At 71.2% G+C, this 19,781-nt stretch carries 14 protein-coding genes and 2 pseudogenes; 9 read left to right on the forward strand and 7 right to left on the reverse strand.

The window, feature by feature from the left end; all coding sequences use genetic code 11:
- The first annotated feature begins 334 nt into the window (after positions 1-334).
- Both WBG99_RS24000 and WBG99_RS24005 read left to right on the forward strand, forming a co-directional pair.
- Positions 335-856: a sigma-70 family RNA polymerase sigma factor gene (locus tag WBG99_RS24000; protein WP_338900467.1), complete on the forward strand. Its 522-nt coding sequence runs from the start codon at positions 335-337 to the stop codon at positions 854-856.
- Position 857: 1 nt separating this feature from the next.
- The gene (locus WBG99_RS24005) at positions 858-1,799 is read left to right on the forward strand and encodes a hypothetical protein (protein WP_338898287.1); all 942 of its coding nucleotides are present in this window, start codon (positions 858-860) and stop codon (positions 1,797-1,799) included.
- A gap of 70 nt (positions 1,800-1,869) precedes the next feature.
- Here WBG99_RS24005 and WBG99_RS24010 read toward each other — a convergent pair whose 3' ends face one another.
- On the reverse strand, positions 1,870-5,184 hold the full coding sequence (locus tag WBG99_RS24010) for a S8 family serine peptidase (RefSeq protein ID WP_338898288.1): 3,315 nt from the start codon (positions 5,182-5,184) through the stop codon (positions 1,870-1,872).
- Between the two features lie 290 nt (positions 5,185-5,474).
- On the opposite strand from WBG99_RS24010, the gene WBG99_RS24015 reads away from it, so the two are divergent.
- The 3 genes from WBG99_RS24015 to WBG99_RS24025 all read left to right on the forward strand — a co-directional run bounded on the left by WBG99_RS24015 (position 5,475) and on the right by WBG99_RS24025 (position 9,321).
- Positions 5,475-5,936, forward strand: a complete 462-nt coding sequence (locus tag WBG99_RS24015; RefSeq protein ID WP_338898289.1) for an NUDIX hydrolase — start codon at positions 5,475-5,477, stop codon at positions 5,934-5,936.
- A 337-nt stretch (positions 5,937-6,273) separates the two neighbouring features.
- Positions 6,274-8,028, forward strand: coding sequence for a TIGR03767 family metallophosphoesterase (locus tag WBG99_RS24020; RefSeq protein WP_338898290.1), 1,755 nt, complete (start codon positions 6,274-6,276; stop codon positions 8,026-8,028).
- 111 nt (positions 8,029-8,139) lie between these two features.
- Positions 8,140-9,321 carry a serine hydrolase domain-containing protein gene (locus tag WBG99_RS24025; RefSeq protein ID WP_338898291.1) on the forward strand — a complete coding sequence of 394 codons (1,182 nt, stop codon included), beginning with the start codon at positions 8,140-8,142 and terminating at the stop codon, positions 9,319-9,321.
- 61 nt (positions 9,322-9,382) lie between these two features.
- Here the strand turns inward: WBG99_RS24025 and WBG99_RS24030 are convergent.
- Both WBG99_RS24030 and pepN read right to left on the reverse strand, forming a co-directional pair.
- Positions 9,383-10,440: pseudogene (locus WBG99_RS24030) on the reverse strand (hypothetical protein).
- A 241-nt stretch (positions 10,441-10,681) separates the two neighbouring features.
- Positions 10,682-13,279, reverse strand: a complete 2,598-nt coding sequence (pepN, locus tag WBG99_RS24035) for an aminopeptidase N (RefSeq protein ID WP_338898292.1) — start codon at positions 13,277-13,279, stop codon at positions 10,682-10,684.
- A gap of 139 nt (positions 13,280-13,418) precedes the next feature.
- On the opposite strand from pepN, the gene WBG99_RS24040 reads away from it, so the two are divergent.
- Positions 13,419-14,069: a DsbA family protein gene (locus WBG99_RS24040; RefSeq protein WP_338898293.1), complete on the forward strand. Its 651-nt coding sequence runs from the start codon at positions 13,419-13,421 to the stop codon at positions 14,067-14,069.
- 9 nt (positions 14,070-14,078) lie between these two features.
- Here WBG99_RS24040 and WBG99_RS24045 read toward each other — a convergent pair whose 3' ends face one another.
- The 3 genes and pseudogenes from WBG99_RS24045 to WBG99_RS24055 form a co-directional block, all read right to left on the reverse strand.
- Positions 14,079-14,294 carry a hypothetical protein gene (locus WBG99_RS24045; protein WP_338898294.1) on the reverse strand — a complete coding sequence of 72 codons (216 nt, stop codon included), beginning with the start codon at positions 14,292-14,294 and terminating at the stop codon, positions 14,079-14,081.
- 226 nt (positions 14,295-14,520) lie between these two features.
- Entirely contained in the window at positions 14,521-15,162 is a 642-nt protein-coding gene (locus tag WBG99_RS24050) for a superoxide dismutase (RefSeq protein ID WP_338898295.1), read from the reverse strand.
- A 192-nt stretch (positions 15,163-15,354) separates the two neighbouring features.
- Positions 15,355-15,825 (reverse strand): annotated as a pseudogene (locus WBG99_RS24055) (amino acid permease); the annotation flags it as partial.
- A gap of 363 nt (positions 15,826-16,188) precedes the next feature.
- Here WBG99_RS24055 and WBG99_RS24060 point away from each other — a divergent pair.
- The 3 genes from WBG99_RS24060 to WBG99_RS24070 all read left to right on the forward strand — a co-directional run bounded on the left by WBG99_RS24060 (position 16,189) and on the right by WBG99_RS24070 (position 18,417).
- Entirely contained in the window at positions 16,189-16,764 is a 576-nt protein-coding gene (locus WBG99_RS24060; protein ID WP_338898296.1) for a biotin transporter BioY, read from the forward strand.
- A gap of 139 nt (positions 16,765-16,903) precedes the next feature.
- Positions 16,904-17,389 (forward strand): ribose-5-phosphate isomerase, encoded by a 486-nt coding sequence (locus tag WBG99_RS24065; RefSeq protein ID WP_338898297.1) that lies wholly within the window; start codon positions 16,904-16,906, stop codon positions 17,387-17,389.
- 209 nt (positions 17,390-17,598) lie between these two features.
- Complete coding sequence (locus WBG99_RS24070) at positions 17,599-18,417, forward strand: DNA-formamidopyrimidine glycosylase family protein (RefSeq protein WP_338898298.1); 819 nt, start codon at positions 17,599-17,601, stop codon at positions 18,415-18,417.
- Positions 18,418-18,507: 90 nt separating this feature from the next.
- Here WBG99_RS24070 and WBG99_RS24075 read toward each other — a convergent pair whose 3' ends face one another.
- Complete coding sequence (locus tag WBG99_RS24075) at positions 18,508-19,758, reverse strand: GNAT family N-acetyltransferase (RefSeq protein WP_338898299.1); 1,251 nt, start codon at positions 19,756-19,758, stop codon at positions 18,508-18,510.
- Positions 19,759-19,781: the final 23 nt, after the last annotated feature.

The raw sequence follows: 19,781 nt of genomic DNA on the forward strand, positions 1-19,781 counted from the left end.
GTCACCCCGGTTGAGCTGGAGGAATTCGTCCTACGGCGGTCCCGTACCGCAAGCTGTGCTGCCTCGACCCTGCCCACGGCACCCGGGCGCACGCGGAGGTGTGACGTACGCCTCTGCGGCAGGCGGTGCGCGGCGGGTCCGGGAGGTCTGCGCCGCGGGCCCGGGGAAAGGTGCGCGGGCGTTGCGAACGTTTCCGCCCGCACCGGCGTCGTAGAGGAAACGCGGGAGGGGAGGGGTGGCTGTGCTGCGCAGAAGGGCGGGCCGCGTCCAGGAGGTGGACGATCCGCCGCACGCGGGCGTCGGCCCCTGGACCAAGGGCGGCGACTCACCGGCGGTGACCGGGAACGCGGGGGACGCGGCGGACACGGGCGCCGACCCGCTGGACGCGGCCCAGGAGCGGCGGGTGCGGGCGGTGCTCGCGCTCGGCGGTGTGCCGCAGTCGGACCTGCCGGACGGGGTGCAGCAGGTACGGCTGCGGCTGCTGGAGCGGGCCGCGAGCGGGCGGGAGGCACCGCGCGACGTGTCCGCGTGGGTGGCGGTCGTCGCCTCCAACCTGGCGATGGACTGGCACCGCGCCAAGCGCCGCCAGGAGCGCCTCGGCGAGCGCCTGGCCTCACTGCGCCCGCCGGCGCACTCCTCCGGCGAGGACTCCAGCGTGCTCTCGCTCGCCGTCGCCCGAGGCCTGGACGAGCTGCCCGACGCCCTGCGCCAGGTCCTCGTCCTGCGCTTCTACGCCGACCTGCCGGTACGAGGGATCGCCGACGAGCTCGGCATTCCCGAGGGCACGGTCAAGAGCAGGCTCCACTCGGCGGTCCGCGCCCTGCGTACCCGCCTGCACGAGGACGAGGTGGTGTGACATGACCGCCCGGGACGACAACCGACACGACGCGGAGCACGGCGACACGGCGCAGGGGCGCCCTGAGCGCGGGAAGCTCGCGGGCGCCGCGTACGACGACCTCGTGTTCGACGGTCCCGCGTACGCCGGCATGGACGCGTTGATGGCCGCGCTCGTCGATGAACCGTTGCCCGAAGAGGCCTCGGGGGACGCCGAGTTCGTGAGGGCGCTGGACGCGGCGGCAGCCGATGTCGCTCTGTTGAGGCAGCAGTTGGGGCTGATCGGGGAGGCGCTGGTGGCGGAAGGGGCCGGGAGCGCGCCGGGGCGACTCGTGGCCGCGGGGGAGGGGGACGCGGCCGGGGCCGAGACGGACCCCGGGGCGGTGCGCGGGCCCGCGGCGGCCGCCCTCCCGCCGGTGAGGCCCCTGCCGACGTGGCGGACCCGCACCCGCCGCGCCCGGAACGTCGCCTTCGGCACCCTCGCCGCCGCGGTGGCCGCCTCCGTCGTCCTCGGCGCGGGCTGGGTCGTCGTACAGGCCGGCGGCGGCGGGGCGAGCACGGCCTCCGACTCGGGGGCAGGCTCCGACGAGGCCGCGAGCAGGGAGGACAGCAGTGCGGGGGGCGGCTCGGACGCCTCGCTCAGTGGGGAGGGGTATGTCGCCTGCGCCCGCCTCATCGTGGAGGGCACCGTCGTCGAGGTCGAACCGGTAGCCGGCGTCCGGCAGGACCGGATCACGGTCGAGGTGGACCGCTACCTCAAGCCCGACAAGGGCGCCGACGAGATCGCCTTCCCCATGGACCACGACGTCGACCCCCGGCTGAAGACGGGCGACCGCGTCCTCGTCGGCATCCCGAAGGGCAGCGCCCAGCCGGACATCTGGACCACGAAGGAGGCGGACATCGCCCGCGACCGGGCCTGGATCGAGCAGGCGCTGCCGGGCTCGCAGGGGCTGTCCTGCGAGTGACCCGCCGAACGCCGAAGGGGCGGGTGTCCTCCCGGACACCCGCCCCTCACGTCCTACCGGTACCGGGGTGTTACGGCGTGACCTTCTCGATCCGCACGCTGCCGGTGCCCGCGGCGGTACCGCGCGCGTTCACCAGCTGGACCTGGCCGAAGAACTCCCGGCCGGCCGGCGCCTCGGCAGCCGCGACGACCTCACCGGAGACGGTCGTCGTGGCACCCGTGCCGAGCTTGACGGCGGTGCCCGCGACCTTCACCTCGCCGAGGGCGGAGGAGAAGAACACGTCGCGGTAGTCGTACGCGGTCGACCCGGCCGGAACCGAGTAGCCGACGACCTCGACGGTGTACTCACCGGCGGTCGGCGACGGGATGGAGACGGACTCCTCGGAGTCGCCGTCCGCGGAGTTGGCGACCTCGTTGCCGTCCGCGTCGTAGACGTACAGGTCGAGGTCGGCGGCGGGGTCCGCCGTGTTGCCGATGGCGACGTCCAGGGACCCGGCGCCCGCGGGCACCTCGACCGTGGAGGTCTGGGTGTCACCGGTCGCGATGGTCGGCCGGTCGGTGTTGGCCGAGCCCAGCGGACCGCCCACCAGCTTGCCGTCGACGGCGGCGAGCGTGTTGTTCACCTTCCAGGAGACGGCGGTCGGGTTGCCGACCTTCGCCTCGGGCACGGTGACGACCTCGGGGTCGAAGTTCGCGCCGTACACGGCGAAGTTCAGCTTGAAGGTGTTGTGGAGTACCGGCGACGTCCGGCGCGACTCGACCTCGAACTCCCAGACGCCGGGCTGCGGGTCGGCGTACGAGCGCACGTCCGGCTTGCAGCCGTTGCCGTCGAGGTGGTTGCTGTAGCAGGTCAGGGAGCTGGTGCTCTCGACCGCGACGCCGTACGGGTGGTTGGCGATGAAGCGGGTCTGGCTCTTGTCCTTCAGCCCGCTGATCGCCACCTCAAGGGTCTTCGCGCCCTCGGGGACGGTGACGAAGTACGACTTGGTGGCGTTGCGCTGGACCTTGCCGGACGCCGAGTGGGTGTACTTCAGCGGCGCGGAGACGACCACGGTGTTGAGGATCTGCTTGTCGATGCCCGGGGTCTTCCAGTCGTCGACCTCAAGGATCGCGCTGCTGATGCCGGAGTTCTCCGGCTTGGCGGCGACCTTCACGGTGACCGGCTTGTTCAGCGGCAGGGAGACCACCCGGCTGCCGACGATCCGGAACGTGTTGTCCCGGTTGTTCTTCAGGCGCAGCTTGTGGCGGATCGCCCGGTCGTCGCCGGACGTACGGGTGATGGTCACGTCGTACGTCTTCTTCTGGCCGGCCTTGAGGCCGCCCTCACGGTCGTAGATGCCGGTGCCGAAGCCCGGGGTCTTGAGCGCGGAGTCGAGCGCCGTGTCGACCGGGGCCTTGACCGCGTAGTCGTGCGCCGTCGCGCCCGCCCTGATCGACTTCCACGCGTCGACGATGTCGATCAGGCCCGCGCCCTCGGCGTACGCCTGCACACCGCTGATGTGGTCCGCGGTCGAGGTCAGCGCGGTGCGCAGCTTCACGGGCGTCAGGTCGATGCCCTTCTGCTTCGCGGCACTGAGCAGCAGCGCGGAGGCGCCGGCCGCCTGCGGGGAGGCCATCGAGGTGCCGTTGAGCATCTGGTAGCCGGCCGGGAGCGTGTAGCCCGCCTCGGGGACCGCGACGCCCGGCAGCCAGGTCTGCGCGGTGTTGATCGCGGCACCGGGCGCGACCAGCGTCGGCGTGAAGCCGCCGTCCTCACGCGGGCCGCGCGAGGAGAAGTTGAACAGCTGGTTCTTCTTGATGACCTGCGAGCCGTAGTTGGCCGCCCAGGTCGCCTTCGAGACGGACGCGCCGACCGAGATCACCTTGTCGGCGAGGCCGGGGTCACCGATCGTGTTGGCGCCGGGGCCGGAGTTGCCGGCCGAGATGACCAGCTGGACGCCGTACTCGTCGATGAGGCGCGTGTAGAGCTCGGCGCGCGCGTTGTTGCCGTCGTTCAGCGCGGGCAGGCCGCCGATGGACATGTTGACGATGTCGACGCCACGGGTGGCGACAAGGTCGATCATGCCCTCGGTGAGCGCGACGTTGGTGCAGCCGGCGGCGAAGAGGCAGGCACGGGAGGAGACGATCTTCGCGCCGGGGGCGGCGCCGTCCATCCTGCCCCCGAAAAGGCCGTTCGCGGCGGTGATGCCGGCGACGTGGGTGCCGTGCTCGCTGGAGATGATGCCGATGTTGACGAAGTCGGACTTCTTGCCGACCCAGTCGCCGCCCAGCGGGTCCATCGGGACGTCCTTGCGGTACTCCACGACGAACGGCTGACGCTCGGCGACCTCGGTCGCCGGGTCGTCGGTGCCGAAGTAGCCGATCTGGTAGCCGTCCTTGTACGGCTTCATCGGCTTGTCGTCGGTGAAGTCGAAGTTCTGGTTCACGTCGACGGTGACCGTGCCGGCCGCCGCGTCGTAGAGCACGCCCCACGCGTCGGTGGTGTCGCCGTCGCGGTTCACGTCGCCCGCGGCGTCACCGCCCGCGGTGATGGACTCGCGGAAGGTGTTGACCGAGTACGAGCCCGAGGGCGCGGTCCAGGTCCGGCCGCCGAAGGTGAAGGTCGGCCCGGAGACCGAGGTCAGCATCGGGCGCCAGGTGCCGTCGCCGTCGGCGATCGGGTCGGTCGCCGTCACCCAGTCGACGATCTTGCGCTCGCCGGTGGTGGTCTTCTGCAGCGCGGGGTGGGCGAGGTCGACACCGGTGTCCAGGACGCCGATGGTGACGCCCCGGCCGTCCGCCTTCCGGTTCTGCTTCACGAAGTCCACGGCGCCCGTCTCGAAGGACGGGTTGTACGGGTTCTTCGCGGGGGTCTTCTTGCTCGGCGCCGGGTACGACTTCGTCGCGGTGCCCCGCGCCTTGGCGCCCTTCTCGGTCTTCGCGACCGGTGACGGGTCGTCGAGGACGATGTCCTGGCGCAGGTCGATGCCGTGCACCGAGGAGAGCTTCGCGGCGGCCGAGATGGCCGAGTCGGCGCTCTTGGTGGGAACCGTGGCGCGGACGTAACCGAGCTTGTCGTCGGCACGGCCCACGGAGCCGCCCTTGACCGCGTCCAGCTGCTCGGCGACCTGTTCGGTCTTGCCGGGCGCGGTGGCGATCATCACGGTGACGTTCTTGGCGCCGTCGGCCTTGGCCTCGGCGAGCAGATCGGCGTCGGCCGAACCGAGCTTGTCGTGCGCGGACTTGACGCCTCCGTCGCCGGGGACGGAGGTGGACGGGGCGTCCGCGGAGAAGGCCATGGGTATCGGCCCGGCCGCGGAGAGTGCGGCGACCAGTCCTGCGGCCACGGCTATGCGCGCCACGCGTCTCGCACCCGGCCGGGGGCCGGGCTGGGGGGTGAGGGTCATCGACATCCCTTGTAGGTAAGGAATTCAGGTGAGAACGAGCTTTGATGATCCGAGCGGCGGGTTCGGATCGGTCCGGTCCGTTATGCGGTCCCGGACGGTCGCTCAGCCTTACTGAAGTGACACATGTTTGGGGAGTGTTGACCGAGGCGGGATTGCGTCATGGCGTAAACCCGCCAGAATCAGTGCGGGGCAATGGTCGCTGATGGTGGGACATTTCGTGGAGTTGGTCTCAGGCGTAGCCGCGCGCGTTCCCGTGAGCTCGCCGGTCACCTGCCCGGTAACGTCTGGGTATGCGCGAGGAGTTGAGGGTGGCGGCCTACGCCGTGTGCGTCCGGGACGGACGGTTGCTGCTGGCCCGCTGGGTCTCCCGGGACGGGATGAGGAAGTGGACCCTGCCCGGCGGCGGCATGGACCACGGCGAGGACCCCTGCGACACGGTCGTCCGCGAGGCCGCCGAGGAGACCGGCTACGACGTCGAGCCCACCGCCCTCCTCGGCATCGACTCCGTCCGGCGCGGCTACCCCCGCCGCCTCGGCACCCACGCCGACTTCCACGGCCTGCGCATCGTCTACGAAGCCCGCGTCACCGGCGGCGAACTCCGCCACGAACAGCACGGCTCCACCGACATGGCCGCCTGGCACCCCCTGGAGGAGGTCCCGGCCCTTGAGCGGGTGGGCCTGGTCGACGCGGGCCTGAGGCTGCGGAGGGAACGCCCGCCGAACGGCCACCTGAGACCGCCGGTCAGCTGCTGAGGCTTTCCGGGGCGCGGGAGCCGCGCGGCAGGCCACGACGCGCCCCCGGCCACGAAACCGTCGAAGCCCCCACGGCGAATGGACGCTGTGCCCCGCCAGATGAACAAGGAGTGACCGCCTGCGCTCATTCCCGCTCACATTCGGGAACCCCCGGTGAACGCGCGCCGCACTCGAAGATCCACGTACGGCGATCGGCGCCACCCGTTGCGGCCTCGTTAACGTCCAGGTCACCCCTGCTGCCAAGCATCAAGTACGAGCGGGAAGCACCGTCGGCCGAAACCCGGTCCAAGGCCCCCGCGACCACTACCGACGCGTTCGCACTCGGGGAGACCGCGCCATGTCGCGCATACGCTCAGTCGCTGCAGCCGCCACCCATCCCGACCGCAGGGCCTTCCTCGCCGCCGCCGGCGCGGTCGGCCTCGCCGCGGGGGCCGGATTCGCCCTGCGGCCGGAGACCGCCGCCCACGCCGCCGCCGAGGTCCCCCTGTCGAACCTCTCGAACAGACAGGCCCCGGCCGCGCCGCTCGCGCCGTACACACGCGGCACGACGCTCGCCTCGGCCGCCGCCCCGCGCGGCACCTCCGGCTACCGCCGCCTCGGCGACGGCCCCGCCTGGCGGCGGGTCGTCCGCGGCGACCTGGCGGCCCCCAGGTCCGGCCGCGAGAACCGCCGTACGGCGCTGGCTTCGTTCGTCCAGTTCACCGACCTGCACGTGGTGGACGTGCAGCACCCGCTGCGCTACGAGTACCTGCGCGCCCGGACCGCAAGCGCCTGGCGCCCGCAGGAGGCCCTTTCGGTGGCGGGTGCGGTCTCGCTCGTCGAGCGGGTGAACGCGCTGCGCGGAGCCCCCGTCACCGGCTCGCCGCTGCACTTCGTGATGACGACCGGCGACAACACCGACAACAACTCAAAGACGGAGCTGGACTGGTTCCTGAAGGTGATGAGCGGCGGCCGGGTCACCCCCAACTCCGGTGACCCGCGCCGCTACGAGGGCGTCCAGAACAGCGGCCTCAAGCTCTACTGGCAGCCGGACGACGCCCTCCGCGACGCCGACAAGCAGCTCGGCTTCCCCCACCTCGACGGCTTCCTCGCCGCCGCGATCCGCGAGGTCAACAGCCCGGGCCTGAACGTCCCCTGGTACTCCACCGTCGGCAACCACGACTCCCTGCCCGGTGGTTGCTACGCCCCCGGCGACTCCTTCTTCGCCGAATTCGCGGTCGGCGGCAGGAAGCTGATGACCCTCGACGAGCAGGCCGGCAAGGCCCTCTGGGACAACGTCAAGAGCGGCGGCGACCCCCGGGGCGCCGACTGGAAGGCCGTGCTCAAGGCCCAGGCGAAGCACATGCGTCCGGTCACCCCGGACGAGAACCGCGCCCCCTTCACCCCGCTGGAGTACCTGAAGGCACACCTCGACCCGGCCCACACGGGCCCCGGCCCGGTCGGCCACGGCTACTCACGGGCCAACGTCGACGCCGGCACCCAGTACTACGCCTTCCGCATCGCCGACGACGTCATCGGCATCAGCCTCGACTCCACCGATCCCGGCGGCCACTACGAGGGCTCGCTCGGGACGGCCCAGCTCAAGTGGCTGGAGCGCACGCTGAAGGAGAGCGCCGGAAACGGCTCGTACGCGATCGTCTTCAGCCATCACACCAGCAAGTCGATGCGGAACCTCCGCAAGGACCCCTCCCGCCCCGGCGAGGCGCGCCACGGCGGCGACGAGGTGCTGTCCCTGCTCGGCCGTCACCGCAACGTGCTGGCCTGGGTGAACGGCCACAGCCACCGCAACCGCGTCACCCCGCACCCGTCCCCGGGCGGCGGCTCCTTCTGGGAGATCTCGACGGCCTCCCACATCGACTTCCCCCAACTGGCGCGCGTCATCGAGCTGGTGGACAACAAGGACGGCACGCTCTCCCTGTTCACCACGTTGATCGAGTCGGCCGCCCCGCACGCCACGGACTTCGCGGACCTCTCGCAGACCGGCCTCGCGGCCCTCTACCGGGAGCTCTCCTACAACGCCCCGGGCCGCCGCGACACCCTCAACGGCACCTCGGAGGACCGCAACACGGAGCTGGTGCTCAGGAAGGGCTGAAAGCCGCTCAACCGGCATTCCCTGCTCAACCTTGCCCCACGCCACAGCGGTCCCTCCCCCGACCGATACTTCTCGGAACCGCCGAGAGGGCCGGACGACAGGGGGAACACCATGTCAGTACGTACGGGTCTGGTGGCGGCCACAGCGCTGGTGGCGGCGGTGGCGACGGTCGCCCCGGCGGTGGCGTCACCGGCCCGAGCCGACCACGGCGCGACCCGGAAGGCCATGGAGGCGGCGGTGAGGGACGGCGTCCCCGGAGTGGCCCTGCAGGCCAAGGACAGGCACGGAGTCTGGAAGGCCACCTCCGGCGTCGGCGACCTCAGGACGGGCAAGCCGCGATCGGCCCACGACCGCTACCGCGTCGGCAGCGTCACCAAGAGCTTCGTCGCGACCGTCCTGCTCCAACTGGAGGCGGAGGGGCGGCTGTCGCTGGACGACCAGGTGGACACCTGGCTGCCGGGCCTGGTGCGCGGCAACGGCCACGACGGCCGTGAAGTGACGCTCCGTCAACTCCTCAACCACACCAGCGGCATCAACGACTACACGTCCGACGAGACCTTCGCCCGCACGTACTTCCTGAAGGACGGCTTCTTCGAGCACCGCCACGACACGGCGGCCCCGCGCGACCTGGTGGCGATCGCCATGAAGCACAAGCCGGACTTCGCTCCCGGCACCGACTGGAACTACTCGAACACCAACTACGTCCTGGCCGGCCTGGTGATCGAGAAGGTCACGGGCCACGCGTACGGGGAGGAGATCCGCGACCGCGTCATCGAACCCCTCGGCCTGCGCGCCACCCTCGTCCCCGGCATCTACCCGAAGGTCCCGAAGCCCAGCAGTCGTGCCTACGGCAAGCTGGCCGAGACGAACACGGGACCGACGTACGACGTCACCGAGCTGAACCCGTCCCTGGCCTACGCGGCGGGCGAGATGATCTCCGACTCGGGCGACCTCAACCGTTTCTACACGGCGCTGCTCAAGGGCAGGCTCCTGCCGCCGAAGCAGCTCGCCGAGATGAAGACCACGATCAAGCTCGACGAGTACCCCCACGCCGGCTACGGCCTGGGCCTCATCGGGCGCGAGCTCAGCTGCGGGATCACCGTCTGGGGCCACGGCGGCGGCATCCACGGCTCCATTTCGGAAGCCGTCACCACGGCCGACGGCCGCCACGCCCTGGCGTTCAACTTCAACGGCGACTGGGCGGGTGACGGCGAGGCGATCCTGGAGGCGGAGTTCTGCGGGAAGTGGCCCGCCGGACGAAACGCGCCCGTGGGCGGAGCCCTCGGTACATGAGGGAGGCCGCCGAGCGGGCGGCGGCCTCCCTCTCCCCTCCTGCCGGATCCGGGTTACCCGGTCACCGGGGAAGCACCACGACGTACGCGGCCGGATCACGGTCGCACGACGCCATCAGGGCGGTTCGGACGACGGCCGCCTGCTGCTCCGGACAGTCGCGGAGCTTCCTGGGAGTGATGTGGACGACGGTGATGCCGAGCCGCTCCAGCAGCTCGCGCTTGCGGGCGTACTCGGACCACAGGGCGTCGTCCTCCTGGCGTGGGGCGCGGGTGTCCAGTTCGACCGCGACGGCCTGCTCCGGCCAGTACGCGTCCAGCCCGCCGAGGTGAGGGCCGCCGGGCAGTCGGAGGTCGACGTTCCACACCGGGTCGGGAAGAGCGTACTCGCGGACCAGCCGGTACAGGTGGTCCTCCGCGATCGCCCGCCCCTCCGCGAGCAACGACTCCACGGCGTCGACGACATGCGGTCGGCTCAGCAGCCGCGCCCTCTTCAACTCCCCTACCACGGCCGCGGGTTCGGTGTGACCGCCGCGCACCGCCTCCGTCAGCAGCCGGCGTACGGCGCCCGCGTCCGGGAGTTCCGCGACCGCGTCGGCCAGCGCGCGCGGCACGGGGGCGACGGGCAGACCCGTCACATACGACGGGGTCGGCATGTCGGCTGTACGGACGATCCGCACGCATCCCGCGTTCCGCAGCCGACGCATCCGCGGCACCAGGACGTCGACCGCGTCGGAGGAGGGAAGCGGGGGGCGGACGTGAACCCGTGGAGCGTCAGGGCGGCCGGTCCGGTGATCACCGCGTCCGGGTAGCGGGGCGCCTGGCGGGGCTCGTCCGGGTTCGGCTGCGCAGGGACTCCGGCGGCCCCGGCGGACGTCTCACGGAACGGTGAGCGGGCCGCGTACGACAGCACCGCGTGCAGCCGCTCCTCGGACGTGGCCGGCCCGGGGTGCAGCAGGAAGACGCCCGGAAGAATCTGCTGCCAGGGCCCGTCGGGCCGGCACCGCTCGTTCGTCTCGGCGGCGGTGACGCCCTGCGCGCGCAACTGCGCGGCGGTCAGGACCCGGCGCGTGACGTCCGAGAGGTGGAGCGGGCGAGGGGAGAGCGGGGTGTTGTGGGTCATGCCCCGGAGGTTCCCGCTCCGGGGCCGCCCATGAACCGCTGTTACACGCTTGTCGACAAATCCGGACAAGAACGCACTAAAGTACGTGCGTTCGACTGTCGATAGTCGCTGGTCCGGACGAGGACCGGAAAAGGTTACGGCTCCGCATACCCGAATCCCGTAACCCCGAACCCGGTCGCCCCCGCCCGTCCGGCCGCGGGCAGCCGTGCCGACGTGCAACAACGCGGGAGTGCCACGGCAGTTACCCCGCAGCCTCCGCCGCCGCGTCACATGCCTGTCCGCGCAGCACCCGGGCCAGGTCGTCCCGGGCCTCCAGCACCAGCCTCCGCAGGGCCGGCGCCGCCCCCGCGTGCGCGGCCAGCCACTCGTCCGTCGCGTCCAGGGTCGCCCGGGAGTCCTGGAAGGAGGGGAAGAGCCCCCGGACCACGTCCATCCCGATCTGGATGGACCGCTCGGCCCACACCCGCTCGATCACCTCGAAGTACCTGGAGGCGTAGGGGGCGGTCAACTCCCGCTGCGAGGGCCGCGAGAAGCCCGTGATCGTCGCCTCGACCAGCGCGTTCGACAGGGTGTCCGACTCCACGACCGACGTCCAGGCCTGCGCCTTGACCGCGGCGGACGGCCGGGCCGCCAGGCACCGCACCTGGTGCCGCTTGCCGGAAGCCGTGTCGTCGCGGGCCAGCTCGGCCGCCAGGACGGCCTCGTCGGCGACGCCGTGCGTGGCCAGCGGCTCCAGGAAGGCCCAGCGCAGCTCCTGGTCGACCGCCAGCCCGTCGACCTTCTCTGTTCCGGCCAACAGCCCTTGCAACACCGCCAGATCGGCCTCGCCCGACGCCACCGAGGCGAAGAAACGGGCCCAGGTCAGCTGGTGCTGACTGCCCGGCTCGGCCGCCCGCAGCTCCCGCAGGGCGCCCTCCGCCAGCAGCCGGCCACCGGTCTCCCGCCACGCCGGAGCCGCGTAGTGCGTGAGCGCCGAGTCGGCCCACGCGTGCAGCATCTGGAGCACCCCGATGTCGGACTCCCGCCCGGCGAACCGCAGCACGAGGTCGACGAAGTCCCGCGCCGGCAGCAGCGCGTCCCGGGTCAGGTTCCACAGCGCCGACCAGCACAGCGCCCGCGCCAGCGGGTCGGAGACGTCCCCGAGCCCGGCCCGCAGCGTGTCCAGTGACGCCGCGTCGAAACGGATCTTGCAGTACGTCAGGTCGTCGTCGTTGACCAGCACCAGCTCCGGCGCCTCGGCCCCGGCCAGCTCGGCCACGACCGTACGCGGCCCGTCGACATCCACCTCGGCCCGCGCATACCGCTCCAACCGGCCCGCGCCGTTCTTGTCGCCGCTCGCGCGCCGGTACAGGCCGATCGCCACCCGGTGGGGCCGCAGCTCGGGGTGCGACTCGGCGGCCTCCTGCACCACGGCCAGCTCGTCGATCCGGCTGTCCCTGTCCAACAGGACCTGTGGAGTCAGGGAGTTCACCCCCGCCGTCTGGAGCCACGCACGCGACCAGGACGCAATGTCCCGCCCGCTGGTCTCCTCAAGGACCGACAGCAGATCGCCGAGACGTGTGTTGCCGTACGCGTTCCGCTTGAAGTAGCGCCGGGCGCCCTCCAGGAAGGCCTCACGCCCCACGTACGCGACCAGCTGCTTCAGTACGGACGCGCCCTTGGCGTAGGTGATGCCGTCGAAGTTGAGCTTCGCGTCCTCCAGGTCGCGGATGTCGGCCGTGACGGGATGGGTGGAGGGCAGCTGGTCGGCCCGGTAGGCCCATGACTTGCGGTTGTTGGCGAAGGTGATCCAGCCGTTGGTGAAGCGCGTCGCCTCCACCATGGAGAAGGAGCCCATGAAGTCGGCGAACGACTCCTTCAGCCACAGGTCGTCCCACCACACCATGGTCACGAGGTCGCCGAACCACATGTGCGCCATCTCGTGCAGGATGACGTTCGCCCGCCGCTCGTACGACGCCTGGGTGACCTTGCCGCGGAAGATGAACTCCTCACGGAAGGTGACGAGCCCGGGGTTCTCCATCGCGCCGAGGTTGTACTCGGGCACGAAGGCCTGGTCGTACTTCCCGAACGGGTACGGGTAGTCGAAGTGGTCGTGGAAGAAGTCCAGACCCTGCTTGGTGATCTGGAACACGTCGTCGGAGTCGAAGTGCGGTGCGAGGCCCTTGCGGCACATCGCGCCGAGCGGGATCTCCAGCCGCGTACCGTCCTCGAAGACGCGCTCGTAGGAGTCCGTCACGTAGTGGTACGGGCCCGCGGCGATCGCCGTGATGTACGTCGAGATCGGCTTGGTCTCCGCGAACCGCCACACCCCGTCCGTCCGCTCGCCGACCCCGTTGCTCCACACGGCCCACCCCTCCGGCGCGCGCACCTCGAAGCGGAAGGGGGCCTTGAGGTCCGGCTGCTCGAAGTTCGCGAACACGCGGCGCGAGTCGGCCGGCTCGTACTGGGTGTAGAGGTAGACCTCCCCGTCCTCGGGGTCGACGAAGCGGTGCATGCCCTCGCCGGTGCGGGAGTAGGCACACCGTGCGTCCACCACCAGCTCGTTGTCGGCGGCCAGGTCGTCGAGGACGATCCGGGCGCCGTCGAAGACCTCGCTCGGGTCGAGGTCCCGGCCGTTGAGGGAGACGGCCGTCACGCTCGGCGCGATCAGGTCGGCGAAGCTGCCGGCGCCGGGGTCGGCGCAGCGGAAGCGGACGGTTGTCACCGACCGGAAGGTGCGCGGCTCGTCACCGGACGCGCCGACGGCGGACCGCAGGTCGAGAAAGACCTCGTAACCGTCGACCAACAGCAGCGCGGCCCGCTCCCGGGCCTCGTCACGGGACAGGTTCTCACCGGGCACGGGCGGCACTCCCTCAGGGTGGTGTTCAGTATGCGGACGGAGCCGATCCTGCCATGCGCGCCCGACGGCGGGCAGTCGGGAATGACACGCCCGGCCGTCGGTGTTGCCAGCTGAAACGGCTGAACCTCCAAGGAGAACCATGTCCGAGCAGACGTCCGGCAAGACCCCCGTCGACTTCTGGTTCGACCCCCTGTGCCCCTGGGCGTGGATGACCTCGCGGTGGGTCCTGGAAGTGGAGAAGGTCCGGGACATCGAAGTCCGCTGGCACCTGATGAGCCTCGCGGTGCTGAACGAGGACAAGCTCGACGAACTTCCCGAGGAGTACCGCGAGCTGTTGGAGGCCAAGGCCTGGGGTCCGGTGCGGGTCGTCATCGCCGCGCGGCAGGAGCACGGCGCCGGGGTGCTCGGCGACCTCTACACCGCCATGGGCACGCGGGTGCACAACCGGGGCGAGGGCATAGAGAAGGACGTCGTCGCCGCCTCGCTGAAGGACGTCGGCCTGCCCGACTCCCTCATGGACCACTGGGACTACACCCCGTACGAGGCCGAGCTGCGCGCGTCCCACAAGGAGGGCATCGACAAGGTCGGCCAGGACGTCGGCACCCCGGTCATCGCCGTCCCCGGCGCCGACGGTGAGCAGATCGCCTTCTTCGGCCCCGTCGTCACCCCCGCCCCCCGGGGCGAGGAGGCCGGCCGGCTCTGGGACGGCACCCTCCTGGTCGCCTCCGTCCCCGGCTTCTACGAGATCAAGCGCACCCGCACCAAGGGCCCGGACTTCAGCAACCTGTGATCGGCCGGGTCACCTGAAGGACTCGGGGAGGGTCAGCCCCTTGCTCTGGTTGCCGTACGGCTGGACCCACAGGCAGCGCCCCTTCTCGCCGCGGTTGCCGCAACGCCACCAGCCGGCCGGGTCCATCCCCAGGGACTTGAGGTACTGCCGCACCTCCTTGTCGGCCTCATGGAACGCGAGGGGCTTGCGTCCTCCGCAAGGGGGGCAGTACTTGTAACTCGGCATGCGACCTCCCGGTCCGGTCGGCCGGATCGGGAATCCGGCCGGAAAACGGGAGCATAGGGCGAAATGGCAGGAAATCGTCTGACCGGAACGCGTCCCGCCGCGGCGTTTTCCGGCGATCGGAAGACGGGGACCCCCGCGAGTCACGCCCTCGCGGGGGTCCCCCTTCTTCTGCCTGCCCGGTGAAGGTTGAGAAGACGATCACGAGCAGGGCATCCCGGTCACTGCCTCAGGGGGCGAGCAGCAAGACATCCGCGCGGGACTTGGCGGCCTCGTGACGCCGGGCCACGTCCTGCCAGTTGACGACGGCCCACATGGCGTCGATGAAGTCGACCTTCTGGTTCTTGTACTGGAGGTAGAAGGCGTGCTCCCAGGCGTCGAACACGAGGATCGGCGTCGAGCCCTGGCCGACGTTGCCCTGGTGGTCGTAGACCTGCTCGACGATCAGCCGCCCGCTCAGCGGCTCGTACGCCAGTACGCCCCAGCCGGAGCCCTGGGTGGTGGCCGAGGCCTTGGTCAGCTGGGCCTTGAAGTTCGCGAAGGAGCCGAAGGACTCGGCGATGGCGTCCGCGAGTTCGCCCACGCCGTCCTTCTCCAGCGGCTCACCGCCGCCCTCTCCCGTCATGTTCTGCCAGTAGATGGAGTGCAGGATGTGGCCGGAGAGATGGAAGGCCAGATTCTTCTCCAGGCCGTTGATCGCGCCCCAGGTCTCCTTGTCCCGCGCCTCGGCGAGCTGCTCCAGTGTGTCGTTGGCTCCCTTGACGTACGCCGCGTGGTGCTTGTCGTGGTGCAGTTCGATGATCTCGGGGCTGATCACGGGGGCGAGTGCCGCGTAGTCGTACGGCAGTTCAGGGAGCGTGTAGACGGGCATGGGGTCCCCCTCGACTCTTATTGCAACATGCTTGCAAATGCACGCTAACAGCAAAACGCTGTGTGGGTGTGCCCAGGTGCGCCGAAGGGTCCTCGCGCGGACCGATCGTCCGTCCTCCGTGCGAGGGCCCTGAATCCGCGTGTGCCCGCGGGCGCGTCAGCGGTCGGCGCGCGCCCTCTGCCGGGCGTGTCCGACGGCCGCCGGGTTCGTGCCGAGGAAGACCGGCATGAAGAGGGCGACCCACGCCCACTCCGGCGTGCCCGGGAGCCGGCCTGTCGCGATCTTCGCGGCGCCGATGGCTTCCAAACCCACCGCCGTGCAGAGCGGCACCCAGAACGACCGGCCGGCCGCGAAGCCCGCCCACGGCCCGATCGCGCGTTCGGCGTGCGCCGAGAACGAGCCGGACGAGTGGCACGCGGCGGACATCTCGCCGAGCATCCGCATCACCAGCATGACGAGGAGCCCGGAGAGGGCGTACGCGACGACGATCGACGGACCGGCGACGGCGATGTCCGCCCCGGATCCGACGAAGAGGCCCGCGCCGATGACCCCGCCGAGGGCGATCATCGAGAGGTGGCGCCGCTTGAGGCCGTGGGAGAGGGAGGCGTCCGGCTCTTGTGGAGCCTTGACCGGGGTGCTGGGCGTGGGCGTGGTTCGTCCAATGGGGGCGAGACGGGCAAAAACGCCCACAGTCTGGGTGGCCCCTCCGTTCGCACGAAGAAGCCGTCCGTTATCCGGACGCGTCCGGTGCCAGCCGTGTCCGCACGGCTACGGAGCCGGCTTCGAAGGCCCTGCCGCCGGATTGGAGAGACCCTACAGACGCCACCCTGGCGCCCGCGCGTGACAGAGGCCACCTCACCTCAGTGGCCGGCGTCACGCCTTACCCGGTGTAACCCGCATCCTTTGTGTGAAGGCAACCAAGCCGTCGTTCCCGCCTTTGTCGAGCGCTGACGGTGCCCGGCGCGCGGAGGCTGGGATAGCGTCGCCGTGTTTCCGCCGTCTTCACCCGCCGGAGTGAGCCCGAACATGAGCACCGCCGCCCCGTCAGTCCGCCCCGGCGAGGTCCTCGCCGACCGCCTGCCCGCCTTCCGCGTCCGCGACATCGCGCTCGTGGCCGGCGGTGCCGCGCTCACCGGGCTCGCCGCCCAGATCGCCGTGCCCGTGCCGGGCTCCCCGGTCCCGGTCACCGGCCAGACCTTCGCCGCCCTGCTCGTCGGCACCACCCTCGGCGCGGGCCGCGGTGTCGCCGCGCTCGCCCTGTACGCGCTGGCCGGCCTTCTCGGCGTGCCGTGGTTCGCGAACGGCACCTCCGGCGTCGGCGTCTCCTTCGGCTACATCCTCGGCATGATCCTGGCCGTCGCCGCCGTGGGTGCCCTGGCCCGCCGCGGCGCCGACCGCTCCACGCTGCGTATGGCGGGCACGATGCTCGTCGGCGAGGTGATCATCTACGCCGTCGGCGTCCCCTACCTCGCCGCCACCGCCGACATCACCCTCTCCTCCGCCGTCGCGGCGGGCCTCGTCCCCTTCCTGATAGGTGACGCGATCAAGGTCGTGCTGGCCATGGGCCTGCTGCCGACAGCGTGGAAGCTGCTCGAGAAGTGACACCGGAGTCCGGCCTCGCCCAGCGGCGACGCCGTGACTCCTTTGGAAAGGGGCCCTGCGGGTTTCGTGGTGCGGCCCACGGCTCGGAGGGTCGGCACCCCGTAGCGCCGCACCGAATCCCGCGTGTCACACTCGGATCATGCGCGTCTATCTCGGCTCGGATCACGCCGGCTACGAACTCAAGAACCACCTCGTCGAGTGGCTGAAGGCCGCCGGCCACGAGCCCGTCGACTGCGGGCCCCACATCTACGACGCCCAGGACGACTACCCGCCGTTCTGCCTCCGCGCGGCGAAGCGTACGGCCGCCGACCCCGGGTCCCTCGGCGTCGTCATCGGCGGCTCCGGCAACGGCGAGCAGATCGCCGCCAACAAGGTGTCCGGGGTTCGCGCCGCCCTCGCGTGGAGCGCCGAGACCGCCGCGCTGGGCCGTGAGCACAACGACGCCAACGTCGTCGCCGTCGGCGCCCGCATGCACTCCCAGGAGGACGCGACCGAGTTCGTCGGGACGTTCCTCAACACGCCCTTCTCCGGCGACGCGCGCCACATCCGTCGTATCGACATGCTGGCGGCGTACGAGACCACCGGCGACCTCCCGCCGATCCCGGCGCACCACCCTCAGCCGTAGGGTTCTCGCCCGGGAGCTGGGGAGAGCGGACTCGTCGGCGCGGGTAGCCCGTGGTCGCTCGCGCAGTTCCCCGCGCCACTGCAAGACGAAAAACAGGGGCGAATCCCCGTCTTCAGGTGCGCGGGGAACTACGCGACCAGCCCCCACCCACCCGCACCCGAAACGCACCCCCGACACCCCCACCCCCTGCCGAACCGCCGGAGGCAACCGTGCCGGAAGGGCACACCATCCACCGCCTCGCCGAGGACTACCTCGCCCACTTCGGCGGCCGGAGAGCCCACGTCGCGAGCCCCCAGGGCAAGTTCACCGACGCGGCGGCCCTCCTCACGGACAGCCCCCTCACCACCGCCGAGGCCCACGGCAAGCACCTCTTCCTGCATTTCGGGGACGCCGACGCCGAGGAATGGGTCCACATCCATCTGGGGCTCTTCGGCAAGGTCGACTTCGGTCCGGCACCCGCACCCCCGCCCACGGACACCGTCCGCCTGCGGCTGCGCAACGACACGTCGTACGTGGACCTCCGGGGGCCGACGACCTGCGCCCTGATCACGGACGCCGAGAAGCGGGCCGTGCACGCCCGCCTCGGCCCGGACCCGCTCCGCCCCGACGCCGACCCCGCGCGGGCGTACGCCCGTGTCTCCCGCAGCCGTACGACGATCGCCGCGCTCCTGATGGACCAGAAGGTCATCGCGGGCATCGGCAACGTCTACCGCGCGGAGATCCTCTTCCGGCAGGGCATCGACCCGTACCGCGTGGGCAAGGACATCAACTCCCGTGAATGGGAGGCGATGTGGGCCGACCTGGTGATGCTCATGCGCGAGGGCGTGCGCAACAACCGCATCGACACCGTCCGCCCGGAGCACACCCCGCAGGCCATGGGCCGCCCGCCCCGCGTCGACGACCACGGCGGCGAGGTGTACGTGTACCGCAGGGCCCGACTCCCCTGCCACCTCTGTGGCGGGGAGATCCGCACCGCCGATCTCGCCGCCCGCAACCTCTTCTGGTGCCCGGCCTGCCAACAGAGCTGACACCGGCCTGGGAGGAGCCCCCCGACTCGCCGCACCGGGCGCGGACCCGAGGACGCCTCCCGGCGACGAGGGGAAGGCCGGACAGGTTCCTCAGAACCCGTGCGGCAGCCAGGGGGCCGGTCCCGACGCGAAGAACCCCATGGACGCCTCGGCCAGCGCTCCCTGCCGCAGCTCCCGCACCCGCCCGGCCTCCGCCAGGGACGCGAGACTCACACCGCCCAAATAGGCCGCCCCCAACTCCCGTACGGAGAGGGAGAGGTCGGCGGGGTCGGCCGTCCGTTCGCAGATCGCGCCCTTCGGGTCGCCGGTGAGCCGCCAACGCCCCTCGTTCCAGGGGCAGAAGACGTCCTCCACCTCGAACACCACATCCACCGGCGCCTGATATGTCCGCGCCCGGAGGGCGGCGCCGACGTCCACCAGCCGTAGATGCAGGTCGTCGCTCACCCGTGGCGCGCACCGACGGAGGTCCGACACCAGGTGCAGCACCGGCTCGTCCACCGGCAGCCGATGGGCGACCAGCTTCGAGGTCAGGTCGATGTCGAAGAGGAACCGCCACAACGCGGCGCGCGCCGCGGGGTCCACGCCCTCCAACGAGCTCAGCTGGACGATCCCGTCGGCCCCGCTCGGCCCCCAGTCCGCCTTGATCCGGAACCGCGCGTACCCGATCACACCGGAGCCGCCCCCCTCGCCGCCGGCCCGCTCGGCCACCACGCACTGCAAGGGCGACGCCCCGTCCCGGTGCTGGTCCGTGTCGAGCAGTTCCACCCGCTCCCAGCCGGGCCGCCGCGCCAGCATCCCCGCCCGCTCCGGCACCCGGCGGGCGTACACCGCCTCGCACGCGTCGAGGACTTCGGCGGGGTCCGCGTACCGCAGCCGTACGTCGTCAGTGCCGGGCGGCACGGACAGCCGTACGCGGGCGGTGTCGATCTCGACGGCGAGCCGGTGCGTGGCGAGGCCGTACCCGAACCGGCCGTAGATGACCGGCTCGGACGCGGTCAGCACGGCCAGCGACTCGCCCCAGGAGCGAATGTCGTCCAACTGCCGCCGCATCATGGACGTCAGAACGCCCCGCCGCCGGTGCGTGGCCGCGACGCCGACCATCGTGACGCCCGCCGCCGTGACCTCGGCGCCGCCGGGAACCGTGAGACGGAAGTCGAACGCCCCGGCCGTGCCCACGCATTGGTCGCCGTCCCAGGCGCCGATGGAGCGGTCGTACTCCGTGAGCGTCCGCCACACCTCGCGTTCCTCGGCCGGTTCGGGAACCCCGCCGAAGGCGCGGACGAGGTTGTCGTACCAGACGTTCCAGTCTTCCCTGCGCAGTGCCCGCAGCTCAGTCGTCATACGCCATGCCTAGCAGGGCGATT

Source organism: Streptomyces sp. TG1A-60, from assembly GCF_037201975.1.
Classification (GTDB): domain Bacteria; phylum Actinomycetota; class Actinomycetes; order Streptomycetales; family Streptomycetaceae; genus Streptomyces.

Excerpts from the sequence above, each read along its gene's own strand:
- WBG99_RS24005 (WP_338898287.1), top strand. The coding sequence starts at position 858 with ATGACCGCCCGGGACGACAACCGACACGACGCGGAGCACGGCGACACG.
- WBG99_RS24010 (WP_338898288.1), bottom strand. The coding sequence starts at position 5,184 with ATGACCCTCACCCCCCAGCCCGGCCCCCGGCCGGGTGCGAGACGCGTG.
- WBG99_RS24015 (WP_338898289.1), top strand. The coding sequence starts at position 5,475 with ATGCGCGAGGAGTTGAGGGTGGCGGCCTACGCCGTGTGCGTCCGGGAC.
- WBG99_RS24020 (WP_338898290.1), top strand. The coding sequence starts at position 6,274 with ATGTCGCGCATACGCTCAGTCGCTGCAGCCGCCACCCATCCCGACCGC.
- WBG99_RS24025 (WP_338898291.1), top strand. The coding sequence starts at position 8,140 with ATGTCAGTACGTACGGGTCTGGTGGCGGCCACAGCGCTGGTGGCGGCG.
- WBG99_RS24040 (WP_338898293.1), top strand. The coding sequence starts at position 13,419 with ATGTCCGAGCAGACGTCCGGCAAGACCCCCGTCGACTTCTGGTTCGAC.
- WBG99_RS24045 (WP_338898294.1), bottom strand. The coding sequence starts at position 14,294 with ATGCCGAGTTACAAGTACTGCCCCCCTTGCGGAGGACGCAAGCCCCTC.
- WBG99_RS24050 (WP_338898295.1), bottom strand. The coding sequence starts at position 15,162 with ATGCCCGTCTACACGCTCCCTGAACTGCCGTACGACTACGCGGCACTC.
- WBG99_RS24060 (WP_338898296.1), top strand. The coding sequence starts at position 16,189 with ATGAGCACCGCCGCCCCGTCAGTCCGCCCCGGCGAGGTCCTCGCCGAC.
- WBG99_RS24065 (WP_338898297.1), top strand. The coding sequence starts at position 16,904 with ATGCGCGTCTATCTCGGCTCGGATCACGCCGGCTACGAACTCAAGAAC.
- WBG99_RS24075 (WP_338898299.1), bottom strand. The coding sequence starts at position 19,758 with ATGACGACTGAGCTGCGGGCACTGCGCAGGGAAGACTGGAACGTCTGG.